Origin of the sequence: Shinella curvata (genome assembly GCF_022899935.1) — a bacterium.
In the GTDB taxonomy this organism is placed as follows: Bacteria; Pseudomonadota; Alphaproteobacteria; order Rhizobiales; family Rhizobiaceae; genus Shinella; species Shinella curvata.
This window is the reverse complement of record NZ_JALJCJ010000005.1, coordinates 450,681-466,747: the sequence shown is the minus strand read 5'-3', so window position 1 is coordinate 466,747 and position 16,067 is coordinate 450,681. Positions and strand designations below refer to the sequence as shown.

General features: G+C 63.8%; 15 protein-coding genes. 5 read left to right on the top strand and 10 right to left on the bottom strand.

Going from position 1 to position 16,067, the window contains the following annotated elements:
• Positions 1-105: 105 nt before the first annotated feature.
• Together MUU55_RS20210 and MUU55_RS20205 are read right to left on the bottom strand one after the other, a co-directional pair.
• Positions 106-1,482: an FAD-containing oxidoreductase gene (locus MUU55_RS20210; RefSeq protein WP_244762698.1), complete on the bottom strand. Its 1,377-nt coding sequence runs from the start codon at positions 1,480-1,482 to the stop codon at positions 106-108.
• On the bottom strand, positions 1,479-1,946 hold the full coding sequence (locus MUU55_RS20205) for a DUF4126 domain-containing protein (RefSeq protein WP_244762561.1): 468 nt from the start codon (positions 1,944-1,946) through the stop codon (positions 1,479-1,481). Before MUU55_RS20205 ends, MUU55_RS20210 begins: the two co-directional genes overlap by 4 nt.
• Before the next feature lie 324 nt (positions 1,947-2,270).
• On the opposite strand from MUU55_RS20205, the gene osmF reads away from it, so the two are divergent.
• From osmF to MUU55_RS20185, 4 genes are read left to right on the top strand one after another with little or no spacing between them, the layout of a single operon-like run.
• Positions 2,271-3,182 (top strand): glycine betaine ABC transporter substrate-binding protein OsmF, encoded by a 912-nt coding sequence (gene osmF, locus MUU55_RS20200; protein WP_244762560.1) that lies wholly within the window; start codon positions 2,271-2,273, stop codon positions 3,180-3,182.
• Positions 3,183-3,238: 56 nt separating this feature from the next.
• Positions 3,239-4,399, top strand: a complete 1,161-nt coding sequence (locus tag MUU55_RS20195; RefSeq protein WP_244762559.1) for an ABC transporter permease — start codon at positions 3,239-3,241, stop codon at positions 4,397-4,399.
• On the top strand, positions 4,396-5,334 hold the full coding sequence (locus MUU55_RS20190) for an ABC transporter ATP-binding protein (protein ID WP_244762558.1): 939 nt from the start codon (positions 4,396-4,398) through the stop codon (positions 5,332-5,334). Before MUU55_RS20195 ends, MUU55_RS20190 begins: the two co-directional genes overlap by 4 nt.
• Positions 5,331-6,074 (top strand): ABC transporter permease, encoded by a 744-nt coding sequence (locus tag MUU55_RS20185; RefSeq protein ID WP_244762557.1) that lies wholly within the window; start codon positions 5,331-5,333, stop codon positions 6,072-6,074. The genes MUU55_RS20190 and MUU55_RS20185 overlap by 4 nt, the downstream gene beginning before the upstream one ends.
• Here MUU55_RS20185 and MUU55_RS20180 read toward each other — a convergent pair.
• The 8 genes from MUU55_RS20180 to MUU55_RS20145 form a co-directional block, all read right to left on the bottom strand.
• The gene (locus MUU55_RS20180; RefSeq protein ID WP_244762556.1) at positions 6,071-6,388 is read right to left on the bottom strand and encodes a Dabb family protein; all 318 of its coding nucleotides are present in this window, start codon (positions 6,386-6,388) and stop codon (positions 6,071-6,073) included. The genes MUU55_RS20185 and MUU55_RS20180 overlap by 4 nt on opposite strands.
• An 8-nt stretch (positions 6,389-6,396) precedes the next feature.
• Positions 6,397-8,052: a GMC family oxidoreductase gene (locus tag MUU55_RS20175; RefSeq protein WP_244762555.1), complete on the bottom strand. Its 1,656-nt coding sequence runs from the start codon at positions 8,050-8,052 to the stop codon at positions 6,397-6,399.
• Positions 8,053-8,091: 39 nt separating this feature from the next.
• Positions 8,092-8,862, bottom strand: a complete 771-nt coding sequence (locus tag MUU55_RS20170; RefSeq protein ID WP_244762554.1) for a 3-ketoacyl-ACP reductase — start codon at positions 8,860-8,862, stop codon at positions 8,092-8,094.
• On the bottom strand, positions 8,859-10,358 hold the full coding sequence (locus tag MUU55_RS20165) for a GMC oxidoreductase (protein WP_244762553.1): 1,500 nt from the start codon (positions 10,356-10,358) through the stop codon (positions 8,859-8,861). The genes MUU55_RS20170 and MUU55_RS20165 overlap by 4 nt, the downstream gene beginning before the upstream one ends.
• Before the next feature lie 7 nt (positions 10,359-10,365).
• Positions 10,366-11,481 carry an ABC transporter ATP-binding protein gene (locus MUU55_RS20160; protein ID WP_244762552.1) on the bottom strand — a complete coding sequence of 372 codons (1,116 nt, stop codon included), beginning with the start codon at positions 11,479-11,481 and terminating at the stop codon, positions 10,366-10,368.
• Positions 11,482-11,486: 5 nt separating this feature from the next.
• Entirely contained in the window at positions 11,487-12,368 is an 882-nt protein-coding gene (locus MUU55_RS20155; RefSeq protein ID WP_244762551.1) for a carbohydrate ABC transporter permease, read from the bottom strand.
• Positions 12,365-13,246: a carbohydrate ABC transporter permease gene (locus MUU55_RS20150; protein WP_244762550.1), complete on the bottom strand. Its 882-nt coding sequence runs from the start codon at positions 13,244-13,246 to the stop codon at positions 12,365-12,367. Before MUU55_RS20150 ends, MUU55_RS20155 begins: the two co-directional genes overlap by 4 nt.
• Before the next feature lie 151 nt (positions 13,247-13,397).
• Positions 13,398-14,648 carry an ABC transporter substrate-binding protein gene (locus MUU55_RS20145; RefSeq protein WP_425314203.1) on the bottom strand — a complete coding sequence of 417 codons (1,251 nt, stop codon included), beginning with the start codon at positions 14,646-14,648 and terminating at the stop codon, positions 13,398-13,400.
• A gap of 341 nt (positions 14,649-14,989) precedes the next feature.
• Here MUU55_RS20145 and MUU55_RS20140 point away from each other — a divergent pair, with 341 nt between their 5' ends.
• Positions 14,990-16,033 carry a LacI family transcriptional regulator gene (locus tag MUU55_RS20140; RefSeq protein WP_425314209.1) on the top strand — a complete coding sequence of 348 codons (1,044 nt, stop codon included), beginning with the start codon at positions 14,990-14,992 and terminating at the stop codon, positions 16,031-16,033.
• Positions 16,034-16,067 lie beyond the last annotated feature (34 nt).

Sequence of the window (16,067 nt, the reverse complement as noted above, 5' to 3'; positions counted from 1 at the left end):
TCTCACAACTCGCTCCACAACCTTTTCTCCGTCAAGCCCGAGGGTGACGTAATGGGGATGCCGCGATCTGAAGAATGAAAGGCCCGGGAATGCCCCGGGCCTTTCTCATTCCACCGGCTGCATATCGCCGAAAACCGTGGGGATCAGCTCCGACACGGTCGGGTGGATGTGCACGGCGTGCGTGATCGTCGTGTACGGCTTGCCCGCATACATCACGTCCAGGATGCTCTGCACTGCCTCGTCGCAGCCGGTGCCGAGCAGGGAGGCGCCAAGGATTTCCTTCGTCTCGGCATCGGCGATCACCTTCATGAAGCCAAGCGTTTCGCCCTTTTCCTTAGCACGGCCGACACGCGTCATAGGCCGTGTACCGATCAAAAGTTTGCGGCCGGTCTTGCGCGCTTCCGTCTCACTCATGCCGGCGCGGCCGAGCGGCGGGTCGATATAGAGCGCATAGGTCTGGATGCGCTCGCTCACCTTGCGCTTCTCGTTGTCGAGCAAGTTGGCCGCGACGATCTCGAAGTCGTTATACGAGGTATGGGTGAAGGCACCGCGGCCGTTGCAGTCGCCCATGGCGAAAATGCCGGGCACGCTGGTTTCCAGCCGCTCGTCGACGGTGATGTATCCTCGCTTGTCCGTTGCGACGCCCGCCTTGTCGAGGCCGAGATCGTCGGTGTTCGGCCGCCGTCCGGTGGCGAGCAGGATGTGGGAGCCGATGATCTCGGGCGCGCCGGCCGTGCAATCGACAGCTACCCCGACATCGTCGCCGCTTTTGAAGAAGCGGATGCATTCCGCACCGGTGCGGATGGCTATGCCTTCCCGCTCGAGGATGTCGCGCACGGCATCGCTGACATCGGGGTCTTCCCGGGCGATAAGCCGCGGCCCTTTCTCGATGACCGTCACCTCCGAGCCGAAGCGGCGGAACATCTGGGCGAATTCCAGCCCGATATAGCTGCCACCGATGACGACCAGATGCTTCGGCAGTGCGGTGAGGTCCATCATCGAGACGTTGTTGAAGTGCGGCACGTCCGTCACGCCGGGAAAATCGGGTACGACAGCCCGGCCGCCCACATTGAGGAAGATCTGCTGAGAAGACAGAAGGTCGTCGTCGACGCGGATCTCCGTCGGGCTTTCGAAGCGGGCATGGCCGCGAAGGAAGGTCAGGCCCTCCATGCCTTCAAGCCAGTCCTCGTTGCCCTTGCGGGCGTCGAACCGTACCTTGTCCTTGCGCGCCATGACCTTGGCGAAGTCGATGGAAACCTCCCCTGTCACCACGCCGTGTTCGGCTCCACGGCGGGCGAGATGGGCGGCATAGGCGCTGGCGACCATGGCCTTGGTCGGCATGCAGCCGGTGTTGACGCAGGTGCCGCCGACGAGTTTTCGCTCGATGAGGGCGACCGTCTTGCCGGCGGCGGTCAGGCGGGCGGCAAGCGACGGGCCGGCCTGGCCCGCGCCGATGATGATGGCATCGAAGGTCTGCATCAGATCACCGACGAGACGACGAAGAGGCCGAGCAGAACGGCGACCAGATCCTCCAGCAAGGCAATCGGCAGATCCCTGCCGCCGGTGGCCGCGACGAGGCGTTGGCGGGCTTCCGCTCCGCCGAGGGTGCCGATGACGGCGCCGACGATGCCGGCAACCAGTCCGCCCAGAAGTGAGCCGCCGATGGTGCCGATCACGGCACCGCAGAATGCGCCGCTGACGATGCGGGCGCCGAATTGTTGCGGCACCTTGCGGCTCGGCGTGCTCGGAAGCTGGTCGGTGACGAATTCGACGAGCGCCAGGGCGCCGAAAATATAGGGCGTGAAGTGATAGGCCATGAAGGTGGCCCACGTGCCGGAAACCGGCAGCCAGCCGAGCGCGGCACCGATGCTGACGGCCGCCGGCGCCGTCATCGCGCGAAGCCCTGCCACGATACCGATCAGCAATGCGAGAATGTAAATGCTCATTGTCCCCTCAAAAAATTTGCGCCGGACATCGGGCCCGGGATGGTTCCCGGCAGTGATGAAATGCAATATCGAAATGGAGGATGGGCCGGCTGGGAGACTGTCCGATGGCATGGCCGATTGCAATGGGTTTCTTTTGCCTGATAGGCTATTCGTGCATAAATTTTAAAGCGCTTTGGACGCGGCAACAAACGTCGTGTTTTGTCCTGCATTCGCAGTCTGTTTTTTGCGATTCACTGCCATATATGGAATGCTTTGCCCGGACGGGCTTTCTGAAACGTGGTGAGAATGCCGTCACGGGTTTCCGCACAAAGGAGAGGTTTTCACATGCGCCCAGTCGTCAAATTTATCGGAGCAGCTCTGGCCCTGGGTCTTACGGCCGGTGCGGCCGATGCCCAGGTCGTCGTCTCCTCGAAGATCGACACCGAAGGCGGTGTGCTCGGCAACATCATTCTCTCCGTTCTGAACGCCAACGGCATCCAGACGACGGATCGCGTGCAGCTCGGCGCGACGCCGGTCGTGCGCCAGGCGATCATCGCAGGCGAGATCGACATCTATCCGGAATATACCGGCAATGCCGCCTTCTTCTTCGAAAAGGCCGACGATCCGGCCTGGAAGGATGCCACCAAGGCCTATGAGCTCGCCAAGACGCTCGACTATGACGCCAACAAGATCGTCTGGCTCAAGCCGTCGCCGGCCAACAACACCTGGGCCATCGCGTTGCGCAAGGACGTCACCGAGCCGAACAAGCTCGTCACGCTCAGCGACTTCGGTAAATACGTTTCCGGCGGTGGCCAGGTCGTGCTCGCGGCCTCCTCGGAATTCGTGAATTCGGCGGCCGCCCTTCCGGCCTTCCAGACGACCTATGGCTTCACGCTGAAGCCGGAACAGCTGATCACGCTGTCGGGCGGTGACACGGCCGCGACGATCGCCGCCGCCGCCAACCAGACCAACGGCGCAAACGCCGCGATGGTCTACGGCACGGATGGCGGCATTGCGCCGTCGGGTCTCGTCGTTCTCGAAGACGACAAGGGCGTACAGCCGGTCTACCAGCCTGCGCCGATCATCCGCGAAGAGGTGCTGAAGGCCAACCCGCAGATCGAGGAACTGCTGAAGCCCGTCTTCGAAAAACTGGACCTCGTGACGCTGCAGGATCTCAACGGCCGCGTCCAGGTCGGCGGTGAGCCGGCCAAGGCGGTTGCCGAGGACTTCCTCAAGAAGAACGGCTTCATCAAGTAAGCTCTTTTCGCCCTTCGCCCATACGGGCGGAGGGTTCCCCCCTTTGAAAGGCGTGCATGCGGTTCAGGATCGACAAGCTCGGCGTGGTGATTGCCGCTTTGCTGGCTTACGGCGCCTTTCTGGCGCCGTTTGCAAATTTTCGTGCCAACCGCATCGTGCCCGGTGAACCACGGGCGATCCTCGATGCGCTGCCGGCCGGTCTCGGCACGGCATTGCTCATTTTCATTGCCATCGCGCTCGTGTTCGTGGTGTTGAAGACGCCGACGCTGCTGCGGTTGCTGCTGGGCCTTGCCGCTTTGTCGGTGCTCGCCATCCTCATCGGCCTTTCCGCCAGCCATCTGACGCCGCCGGAAAACACCTATGCCCGCGTCTCGCCGGCCTCCGGCTTCTGGCTCACGAGCTTCGCCTTTGCGCTCCTGACCGCCGATGCGCTTGCGCGTCTGAGACTTTCACCGTTTGCGCGGGTGACGCTGTTGGCTGCCGCTGCCGCCGCTGTGGCCGCTCTCCTGATGTCCGGCGCCTGGGATGGCCTTTCGATCCTCAAGGAATATGGCAGCCGCGCCGAAACCTTCTGGCTGGAGGCCGGGCGCCATGTCCTGCTGGCGCTCGGCTCGCTGGTGGCAGCAACGCTGGTCGGCCTGCCGCTCGGCATCCTCTGCCACCGCGTCGAGACTCTGCGTGCCGGCGTGCTCAATGTGCTCAACATCATCCAGACCATCCCGTCCATCGCGCTGTTCGGCCTGCTCATCGCGCCGCTTGGCTGGATCGCCCTCAACGTGCCTGGTGCCGCCGCCATCGGCATCCGCGGCATCGGTGTCGCGCCGGCTTTCGTTGCGCTCTTCCTCTATTCGCTGCTGCCGGTCGTCGCCAACACGGTCGTCGGCCTTGCCGGCGTGCCGCGTGATGCCAATGATGCGGCGCGCGGCATCGGCATGACGGATCGCCAGCGGCTGTTCGGCGTCGAACTGCCGCTCGCCTTCCCGGTCATTCTCACGGGTATCCGCATCGTCCTGGTGCAGAATATCGGCCTGGCCACCATCGCCGCACTTATCGGCGGCGGCGGTTTCGGCGTCTTCGTTTTCCAGGGCATCGGCCAGACGGCCATGGACCTTGTTCTGCTGGGTGCGGTGCCGACGGTGGCACTCGCCTTCGCGGCGGCGACCGTGCTCGATGCCGCGACCGAGCTTTCCAATTCCAAACCCAGCAGGGCCGCATGATCGAGATCGACAACATCACCAAGCGTTACGGCGACAACACGGTCGTCGACAATGTCTCGATGACAATCGCGCCGCGCACGGTCACCGTCATCGTCGGCACGTCCGGTTCCGGCAAGACGACGCTGATGCGGATGATCAACCGCCTTGTCGAACCCACTTCGGGAGCAATCCGCATCGACGGCGAGGATAACCGTGGAATTCCCGGTTATGAACTGCGCCGTCGCATCGGGTATGCCATCCAGGGGCACGGTCTCTTCCCGCATCGTACGGTGGCTGAGAACATCGCCACCGTGCCGGGTCTGCTCGGCTGGGAAAAGAGCCGAATCGAGGCCAAAGTCAAGGAATTGCTGTCGCTCTTCCAGCTCGATCCCGCCGCCTTCGGTCCGCGTTATCCGCATGAGCTGTCGGGCGGCCAGCAGCAGCGTGTCGGCGTTGCCCGCGCCCTTGCCGCCGAGCCGAACATCCTTCTGATGGACGAGCCTTTCGGTGCACTGGACCCCGTGATCCGCGCCAAGGCGCAGGAGGATCTCCTGGCCATCCAGAAACACTTTGGAACGACCATCGTGCTCGTCACGCACGATATGGAAGAGGCCTTTCACCTCGCCGACAAGATTGCCGTGATGGACAAGGGCAGGATCGTGCAATACGCCGCGCCCGAGGACATGCTGGTGAACCCCGCGACGGATTTTGTCGAGACGCTGATTGGCGTTGGAGAACGGCCCTTCCGGCTGCTTTCGATCGGTACGGTGGGCGAGGCCGCGGAAGCAGGCACCGCGGAAGGTGAACCGCTTGCCGCGGCGACCAGCCAGCGCGATGCGCTCTCGTCGCTGCTCTGGTCGGGCCGTGAGGCTCTGCCGGTCGTCGGCGCGGATGGCGTGCCGCTTGGCCGCGTCACGCTGGCCAGTCTTGCCCGCCGCGCCGCGAGGCCGCGATGAAACGGCTCCTGCCCAATCTGTTGCGGCTGGCAGCGCTGATCATACTGGTCGCGTTTCTCGTTCAGCCTGCGCTGTTCGAGCCGCTTCTGAAGCCTTTGGTCCAGGCCAATGCGCCGGCGATATACAATCAGGGCAGCCTGCTGTCGCTGACGCTCTCCCATCTCACGACGGTCTTCATCGCAACCTTCGCCGCAACCGTTGTCGCCGTGGGTCTCGCCATACTCGTCACAAGGCCGATCGGGGCGGAGTTCCTGCCGCTGTCACGTAGCCTCGTGAATATCGGGCAGACCTTTCCGCCTGTCGCCGTCCTGGCGCTTGCCGTGCCGGTCGTCGGCTTTGGTGAGAAGCCGACGCTGATCGCGCTCTTTCTTTATGGCCTGCTGCCGATCTTCGAGAATGCCATGACCGGCCTCTCCACCCTGCCGCCTGCAATCGTGGAGGCTGCGCGCGGAACGGGCATGACCGCGTGGCAGCGTCTGACCAAGGTGGAACTGCCGCTGGCGCTGCCGATCATTCTCGCCGGCATTCGCCTGTCGGTGACCATCAGCCTCGCTACCGCGACGATCGGTTCGACGGTCGCGGCAAAGACACTCGGCGAAGTCATCATCGCTGGCCTGCAATCGAACAACCTTGCCTTCGTCCTGCAGGGCGGCCTTGTCGTCGCGGTGCTGGCGGTGCTGATCTACGACGCTTTCTCCGCCATGGAGCGCATGGTTTCGCGCCGGGCTGGAAGGGTCTAGTCGTCGGTTTCGAGATCGTAGACGAGAATGCCCGCGATACCGCCCTCTGCTGCTGCGACCAGGCGTCCGCCGGTCTGCTTGTGCTCGGGATCTTCCAGATAGGCGTCGCGGGCAAAACCATCCGCGAAATCGACGATGAAGCCGTCGCCAAATCCCTTGTCCATGCCCTCTTCCGGGCTGACATTGGTGCCGATGTGCACGGCGAGCATGCCGGGCAGACGGCTCTTCAGCGCGTCGATTTCGTTGAACAGTTCGGCCTTGTAGTGGGCGGAAATGGTCGGCTTGAAGTGGATGAAGACACAGTGGCGGATCATGGTTGCCTCTATCGGATATTGGCGCGTGCACGCGGTCGCGCGTCGTTGCGTTCATACTGGAAGACCTGGGCCGGCAGCGCCGGCAGGCCACGAATGATGTCTGCGCCCTTCTCCCCCACCATGATGGTCGGCGCATTGGTGTTGGCGGAGGGAACGCGCGGCATGACGGAACTGTCGCAGACGCGCAGACCGTCAAGTCCATGCACCTTCAAATCCAGCCCGACGACGGCATCCGCACCGGTGCCCATCTTGCAGGTACCGACCGGGTGATGGTCCGTCTTGGCATTGGCGCAGCCGTAGTTGAACAGGTCTTCGTCGCTCATCACCTTCGGCCCCGGCAGGCGTTCGGCCAGAACGTAGGATTTCAGTGCTGCCTGCTGCATGATCTCGCGGGCGATCTTCAGCCCCTCGATCGACATCTTGCGATCATACGGGTCTTCCCAATAATTCGGGTCGATCAGTGGGGCGGCGGAAGGATCGGCGGAGGCCAGCCGCACCGTACCCCTCGAGCGTGGATGCAGATAGGCGGAGTTCAGCGTCACGCCGGCATTCTTCAGCTTTTCCACGCCCGCCTCGATGCCCGAGCCGAGGCCGAGATGGAACTGGATGTCCGGCGAACGCGCGTTCGGATCGGCATACCAGAAACCGCCTGTCTCGAAGAGCGAGGAGGCGACGGGGCCGGAGCGGAACAGCACATATTGCAGGCCCGCCCAGAGCGTGCGGTGCGGTTTGGCGACGCCATCATAGGTGTGGTCGCCGGTGCATTCGGCAATCACGAACAGGTCGAGATGGTCCTGCATGTTCGAGCCAACGCCCGGCAGGTCGTGCTTGACCTCGACACCGACGGATTTCAGGTGGTCGGCCGGGCCGATGCCGGATTGCTGGAGCAGCTTCGGCGAGCCGATGGCGCCGGAGGAGACGAGCACCTCGCGCTCCGCCCGGATGGTCTCGACGCCCTTTCCGGTCACCACCTCGACGCCGACCGCGCGAGAACCTTCGAGCACGACGCGGGCGACGCGGGCGCCGGTGCGGATCGTCAGGTTCTTGCGATCCTTGATCGGCGAGAGATAGGCGAGCGAGGCCGAGGAGCGGCGGCGGTTGCGCTGGGTCAGCTGGTAGAAGCCGACGCCGGCCTGCTGGCGGCCATTGAAATCGTGATTGTAGGGAATGCCGAGTTCCTGGCCGGCGCGGATATAGGCGTCGCAGATCGGAAGCGCCGAGACGGGCATGGAAACGCCGAGCGGCCCGCCATAGGAGTGGTAGTCGTCGGCAAATCGCTGGTTGTCTTCGGCGCGCTTGAAATAGGGCAGGATTTCCCGGTAGCTCCAGCCCTCGCAGCCGTCTTCGCTGGCCCAGAGGTCGTAGTCCGCCGCATTGCCGCGGGCATAGAGCTGGGCGTTGATCGAGGACCCGCCGCCGATCACCTTGGCCTGCGTATAGCGCAGCACGCGGCCCTTCATGTGCTTCTGCGGCACGGTCTCCCAGCCCCAGCTCGCCACACCCTTGGTCATCTTGGCGAAACCCGCCGGCATATGGAACAGCGGATTCCAGTCCCCGCCGCCCGCTTCCAGCAGCAGCACGCGCACGGTGGGGTCTTCCGAGAGGCGGTTTGCCAACACGCAGCCAGCCGGTCCCGCGCCGGTGATGATATAGTCGTAGGTCATGCCTTGGTCCTCAGAATTGCGGTTGGGGCGCGTGGCGGCTCAAAGCCGGCCGATCGACAGCCCACCATCGAGATTGATCACCGAGCCGGTGGCGAAGCCGAACTTGCCGGTGGCAAGCGCTGCGGCCGCAGCACCGATATCGTCCGGTTCGCCCCAGCGTTTCATCGGCACCAGGCCGCCTTCGATCAGCGCGTCGTACTTTGTTGCCACACCGGCCGTCATGTCGGAGCGGATGATGCCGGGGCGGATCTCGAAGACGGAAATCCCGGTGTCAGCCAGGCGCAGCGCCAGTCCCTGGCTGAAGGCGGCAAGCCCGGCCTTTGTCATGCAATAGTCGAGCCGTTCGGGCGAGGTGAGCCCTGCCGAGACCGAGGTGATGTTGATGATTGCGCGCGGACCGGGTGCGTGCTTCGAGTGCAGCATCGCCTTCAGGACGGCCTGGGTGAAGAACACCGTGCCGCGCAGGTTTGTCGCGACGATCGTGTCGAAATTCTCCGGCGCCAGATCGAGGAAGTCGCCGCGGATGACGGAGGCGATGCCGGCATTGTTGACGAGGCAGCCGATGGCGCCGAGCTGGTCTTCGATCGCGGCGACGGTTGCCGCGTGTCCGGAAAGATCGGCGAGGTCGGCCTTCAGGTAGATCGCGCGGCTGCCTGCGGTCGCGAATTCGGCGAGCATGGCGTCGGTTGCCGCATCGCTGTCACCGATCCCGGTGATCGCTATGTCGAAACCGTCCGACGCGAGCGCTTTTGCAATGCCGAGGCCGATGCCGCGGCGGCCGCCGGTGACGATGGCGACGGGGCGGATCATGCTGACAACTCCTTTGTGCGGATATGGTCGGCGACGCGCAGCGCCTGGGCGGCGATGGTGAGCGCCGGATTGACGGCCGCCGAGGTCGGCAGGCAGCCGCCATCGACGACGTAGAGATTAGAGTGGTCGAAGGCGCGGCAATAAGGGTCGAGCGGGGCTGATGCCGGATCGAGGCCCATCCGCACGGTGCCGCATTGATGCGAGGGGGTGCGCTTGTCGAAGGGCTGCGTGAGGACGATCGGGTAGCCGGCGGCCTTGAAATGGGCGCGCATCTTCGCCTCCAGGCCGGAGAGCGCCTCCATGTTGGAACGCCGCCATTGCATGATGATGCCCTTGCCGTCGACCATGATGCGGCTTTCGGGATTGGGCAGGTCCTCGGTCATCATGTACCAGTCGATTGCGTGGCCGGCCATGAAGTCGAGCGCGAAGCGGGGGGCGTAGGCCGGCGCGTTGGCTTTCAGAATGTCGCCGTTGATCTTGCCCAGCAGCTGGACATTGCCGAGCGGCAGGCCGTCGCGGCCGCCGGTCAGGTAATAGTCGTTCAGCATCAGCGTCTTCTGGTAGATGCTGTCGTTGCGCCGGAACGGGTTGATCGCCAGCATGGCGCTGCAATTGTGGTTCATGAAGTTGCGGCCGACTTGGTCGGAGCCGTTGGCGAGCCCCTTGCCGTCGCCGGAGCGCAGCAGGATCGCGGCCGAGTTGATCGCGCCGGCCGAGAGGATGACGAGTTTCGGCGAAAGCCGCTTCCTCTCGCCGCCGTGGGTGTAGTGGATCGCGGTGATCCGGCCGTCCGGCCCTGCCTCCAGCGTATCGACATGGGCGGAGGTGACAAGCGTGATATCAGGATCGAGCAGGGCTGCGGCGAGCGGCGCGGTCTCGGCGTCTTTCTTGCCTTTGCCGGCGTTGGGGAAGCCGTCCCAGGGCGTGCGCCCGCCGGCAAGCCATGTGTCGATATCGACGCCGAGCGGCAGGGTGGCTGGATTGAGCCCCTGCGCCTTCAGTTCGGCGCGGGCGCGGGCGATGGCCGGCTCATCCGGCACGGGACCGTGCGGATAGGGTGTGGAATGGTGCGGTTCGGTCGGGTCCTGGCCCAGTTCGCCACGCACCTCGAACAGGCGCTCGGCCTTGCCGTACCAAGGCTCCAGCTCTTCGTAGGGGAATGGCCAGGCCGGCGAGACGCCGCCGAGATGCTGCATCTCGGTAAAATCCTCGGCGCGATAGCGCAGGAGCACCGCGCCAAAGAGCTTGGAGTTGCCGCCGACGAAATAGAAATTGCCAGGATTGAACGCCGTGCCGTCCGGCTCACGCCACATCTCCTTCGGTCGGAAATGGCCGTCGACGAAGATCGAGCGGTAGCTGCGCGTCTCGGGCGTGTCGGGCAGGCGCTCGCCGCGCTCGAGAATGACGATGCGCGCGCCCGAGCCGGCAAGGGCTGCGGCTATTGTGGAGCCGCCGATGCCCGATCCGATGATGACGATGTCCGGCTGCGTGGTCATGGCTGTCTCAGGCGATGCGAAGCTGGCTTGCGGGGTCGAAGAACACCGCCTTGTCGAGGTTGAACGCAAGGCGCGCCGTCTGGCCGGCGGCGATGCGCACGTCGGCACGAAGACGGGCGACGATCTCCTTGCCGCCGAGATGGGTGACGGCGAAGGTATCGGCGCCGGCCGGCTCTACCACCTCGATCAGGCAATCGCCCTCCGCAACCGTGCGGGCATTGCGGTCCGCGCCGTCAGGGTCCGTCAAGGCTTCCGGGCGGATGCCGAAGATCACGTCTTTGCCCTTGTAGGCGGCAAGCCCGCCGGGCGCGTTGGGAACGGACAGCACCAGCGGCTCCGCCTGATGGCGGGCGAGCGAGACGGCCATACCGGTGCCGTTCTGCTCGATCTTTGCCGAAAGCAGGTTCATGGCCGGTGAGCCCATGAAGTCGGCGACGAAGATGTTGGCCGGGTTGTTGTAGATTTCCGCCGGCGAACCGAACTGCTGCAGCACGCCGTCCTTCAGCACGGCGATCTTGGTGGCGAGCGTCATCGCCTCGATCTGGTCATGCGTGACGTAGACGATGGTGGTCTTCATGCGCTGGTGCAGGCGCTTGATTTCGGTGCGCATGTCGACGCGCAGCTTGGCGTCGAGGTTCGACAGCGGTTCGTCGAACAGGAAGAGTTTCGGGTCGCGCACCAGCGCCCGGCCCATGGCGACGCGCTGGCGCTGGCCGCCGGAGAGCTGGCCCGGCTTGCGATCGAGCAGATGGCCGATCTGCAGCATGTCGGCGACCTGCTTGATCGCCTTGTCGCGCTCGTCCTTCGGCACGCCGCGGATTTCCATGCCGAAGGCGATGTTTCCGGCCACCGTCATGTTCGGGTAGAGCGCGTAGGACTGGAACACCATGGCGATGTCGCGCTTGGACGGGTGCAGGCCCGCGACCGAGCGCCCGTCGATGGCGATATCGCCCGAGGTGATCGGCTCCAGGCCGGCGATCGTGTTGAGCAGCGTGGACTTGCCGCAGCCGGAGGGGCCGACGAGCACGAGAAAGCCGCCCTGTTCGATCTCCAGGTTGATATCCTTCAGGATTTCGAGTGCGCCGTAGGACTTGCGCAGGTTGCTGATCTTGAGGAACGACATGAGCGTTATCCTTTCACGGCGCCGGACATCAGGCCGCGCACGAAATACCGTCCGGAGACGATGTAGACGATGAGGGTGGGCAGAGCGGCGAGGATCGCGCCTGCGAAATGCACGTTGTATTCCTTCACGCCCGTCGAGGACTGGACGAGGTTGTTGAGCGCGACCGTCATCGGCGTCGTGTTCGCGCCGGAGAAGGAGGCGCCGAACAGGAAGTCGTTCCAGATGTTGGTGAACTGCCAGATGACCGAGACGACGATGATCGGGCCGGAGGACGGCAGCAGGATGCGATAGAAAATCTGGAAGAAGCTTGCCCCGTCGATCTGCGCCGCGCGCACCAGCTCGGTCGGGAAGTTTTCATAATAGTTGCGGAAGTAGAGCGTCGTGAAGCCGAGGCCGTATATGATGTGCACCAGGATCAGGCCCCAGAGCGAGCCGGCAAGGCCCATCATGCCGAGAATGCGCGCCATCGGGATGAGCACGATCTGAAACGGAATGAAGCAGGAGAGCAGAAGCAGGCCGAAGAAGACGTTCGAGCCCCTGAACTGCCACTTGGTCAGCACGTAGCCGTTCAGCGCGCCGATGATGGTGGAGATCGCCACGGCCGGCACGACCATCAGGATCGAGTTGATGAAGAAGGGGCGAAGGCCGGTCGGCTGCACGCCGATCTGCGCCGTCGACCAGGCTTGCAGCCAGGGTTCGATCGTCCAGACCTTCGGCAGGTTCAGCATGCCGCCCTGGCGGATTTCCTCCAAGGGCTTCAGCGAGTTCACCAGCATCACGTAGAGCGGCAGCAGGTAGTAGACCGCAAACAGGATGAGGGCGGTGTAGATCAGCGCGCGCGTCAGCTTGTTGTGCGAGATGACGTTGTCGGGGTTTTGAGCGCTCATCGGCCTTTGCCTCCGCGGATTTCGGAATAGAGGTAGGGGATGATGATCGAGAAGATCATGACCAGCATGATGATGGCCGACGAGGCGCCGATCCCCATCTGGTTGCGGGTAAACGTGTAGGAATACATGAAGGTCGCCGGCAGTTCGGTCGCCTGGCCCGGTCCGCCGCCGGTCAGTGCCACGACAAGGTCGTAGGCCTTGATGGCGAGGTGGGCGAGCACGACGAAGGCCGACAGGAAGACCGGGCGCATCAGCGGAATGATGATGCGGCGGTAGATGGTCGAGGTCGAGGCGCCGTCGATCTGGGCGGCCTTGATGATCTCGTTGTCGACGCCGCGCAGGCCGGCGAGGAACATCGCCATGACGAAGCCGGACGACTGCCAGACCGCGGCGATCACCACGCAGTAGATCGCGTAATTGCGGTCCTTGATCCAGTTGAAGGCGAAGCTTTCCCAGCCCCAGAGGTGCATGGTGTTCTCAAGCCCGATGCCGGGATCGAGGAACCACTTCCAGGCGGTGCCCGTCACGATGAAGGAGAGCGCCATCGGGTAGAGGTAGATCGGCCTGAGGATGCCTTCGGCACGGATCTTCTGGTCGAGCAGGATGGCGAGCCCGAGCCCCAGAACCGAGCAGATGACGATGTAGAGCGAGGCGAAGATCGCGAGATTCGAGATCGCCCGCCACCAATGTGGCAGTGCCCAGAGCTTGGAATAGTTGCTCAACCCCACGAAATTGTAGGAGGGCAGCATCTTGCTGTCCGTCAGCGACAGGAAGCCCGTATAGGCGATGAAGCCGTAGACGAAGACGAGCACGATGAGGAAACTGGGTGCCAGCACGAGCTTCGGCAGAAGCTCCTGCAGCCGGCTTCGGCTATCCATGGTCGGTACCACCGTTGAAATCGGGTTACAGGGCGGCGCGTGGCCCCCTCATCCGGCTGCCGCCACCTTCTCCCCACGGGGAAAAGGGCTTTGCCGCGACGTTCAAGTCCCTCTCCCCAGTGGGGAGAGGGCAGGGTGAGGGGCTAGCCCCTTACTTCGCGGCCTCGACGGCGGCCTTCAGTTCCGTCACGGCTTCCTCGGAGGTAAGCTCGCCGTTGAACTGGCGGGTCACGACGTCATAGATCGCGTTCTTGACGGAGGCCGGGTTGGCGTGGCCATGCGCCATGGAACCGAACAGCGAGCCGTTGGTGTTGGCTTCCGCGAGGTCCTTGATGGCCTTCTTGCCGCAATCGTCGAAGGCTTCGTCCGAGACGTCGGTGCGCGCCGGCGCCGAGCCCTTGACCACGTTGAAGGCCGACTGGAAGGCCGGGCTTTCGATGGCGGTCGCCATTTCGAGCTGCGACGGGATCTTGGCCTCGGCAACCTTGAACATCGCGAACTGGTCGGAGTTGAAGGTGACGGAGCCCTGCGTGCCCGGGAAGCGCATGCAGACGAAGTCCGTGCCCGGCTTCTTGCCGGCCTTGATGAACTCGCCCTTCGCCCAGTCGCCCATGAACTGCACGCCGGCCTTGCCTTCGATGACCATGGCGGATGCGAGGTTCCAGTCACGGCCCGAGAAGTTGTCGTCCACGTAGGAGCGCAGCTTCGTCATGCGATCGAAGGCTTCCTTCATCTGGGCGCCGCCCAGCGTTTCCGGATCGAGGTCGATGAACGCCTTCTTGTAGAAGTCGTTGCCGAAGGAGAGCACGACCGCGTCGAAGATCGTCGCGTCCTGCCACGGCTGGCCACCATGGGCGACCGGCGTGATGCCCTGTTCCTTGAACTTGTCGAGGAGAGCAACGAGTTCGTCCCAGTTTGCCGGCTCCTTGCCGCCCGCCTTGTCGAGGGCTGCCTTGTTGACCCAGACCCAGTTCGTGGAGTGCACGTTGACCGGTGCTGCGATCCAGTGGCCGTCATACTTCGAGAACTGCTGGAGCGCGGTCGGGATGACCTTGTCCCAGCCTTCCTTGGCGGCGATGTCATCGAGATTGCCGAGTGCGCCTTCCTTGGCCCAGTCGAGAATGTCGAAGCCGAGCATCTGCACGGCGGTCGGCGCATTGCCGGCCGTGACGCGGGCGCGCAGAACCGTCATGGCTTCCGTGCCGCCGCCGCCGGCAACCGGCATGTCGGTCCAGGAAATGCCCTTGGCTTCCAGATCCTTTTTCAGAACGTCTAGAGCGGCGGCTTCGCCACCCGAGGTCCACCAGTGCAGAACCTCGACGCCTTCGGCTGCCTTGGCGGACATGCCGCCCATGGTCATCATCACCGCGGCGATTGCGGTGGTTGTCAGAAACTTGCGCATCGTATTCCTCCCGTTTGCAAGTTCGAGGGCGAGAGCCTCCTCCCGCCGATTTCCCCGAGGCCGTTGACGGCGTCGGAATTTCGTTTGCGGCTCAAAGTGCCGCGCCAATTTAAAACGTTGTAAATTTGCGGAGTCAAGTCACCCGAAGCGTCGGCAGCAACAGCATTCGCAAATGCGGTAAATTCGGGCAGCGCAGGCAATTGATGCAAATTCGGGCGCTTGTTGCGTCGCACGGAAAACGTTTTAAATTCTGTGCAGTGCAAGATTGCTTGCAGCGTGGCGCGCCGGTATGGTTCCGCCGATCGACGCCCGCTATTCAAAGAAACGCACCCGTGTCCCGCATCGAAAAGCCCGCCGACAGTGAACCCGCCCGCAACCCGTCCCGAGCCGGCAAGCCGACGCTGAAGACGATTGCCGAAATGACGGGTCTGGCGATCACCACGGTCTCCCGCGCGCTCGGCAACGCCCCGCAGATTTCCGAAAACACCCGCCGGCGCGTGCACGAGGTCGCCGCCGAGATCGGTTACCTTCCCGACCGCGCCGCCCAGCGCCTCAAGACCGGCCGCACCAATGTCATCTCCGTGCTGCTTGATCCGCACGAGGAAATTCTGGGCTTCGGCACGTCGATCATGCATGGCCTGGCGCGCGCGCTCCAGGCGACGCCCTACCATCTCATCGTCACGCCGAATTTTCTCGACGGCAGCAATGTCGATGCCGTCAATTACATCATCCGCAACGGCATGGCTGACGGCCTGATCTTTTCGCGCACCGAGCCCTTCGATCCGCGCGTGCGGCTGCTGCTCGAAAACGGCTTTCCCTTCGTCACGCACGGCCGCACGGAATTTTCCACTCCGCATGCCTTCGTCGACTACGACAATTACGCCTTCGCCTACGAGGCCACCCGGCGGCTGATCGTCAAGGGCCGGCGCAAGGTCACGATCATCCTGCCGCCGAAGCGCCTGACCTTTCACCAGCACATGCTGCACGGCTTCATGACGGCGGTGCGCGAGGCCGGAATCGCCTACGAAATTCCCGACACGCTCGATCTTGACAGCCCCGCCGACATGATCCGCGACTATGTGCGCCGCCGCAGCGGTGAGCCCGATCCGCCGGACGGTTTCGCCTGTCCCGGCGAAGTCTCTGCACTTGCCACCATTACCGGCATGAGCGACCAGGGCTTTACCCTCGGCGCGGAATACGACATCGTCGCCAAGCAGACCTCGCTGCTCCTCAGCCAGATTCAGCCCAAGGTCGAGACGATCTACGAGGACCTCAAGGCGGCCGGCGAGGCGATGGGGCAATTGCTCTTGCAGCGCATCGCCGGCGAGCCCGTCGAGGACCTCACGATCCTGCAAAGCCCGCAATTCGGCTTCCCGACGCCCTGAGCGGGCGGCAAAGCCGGTCCCATCCATGGTTGTC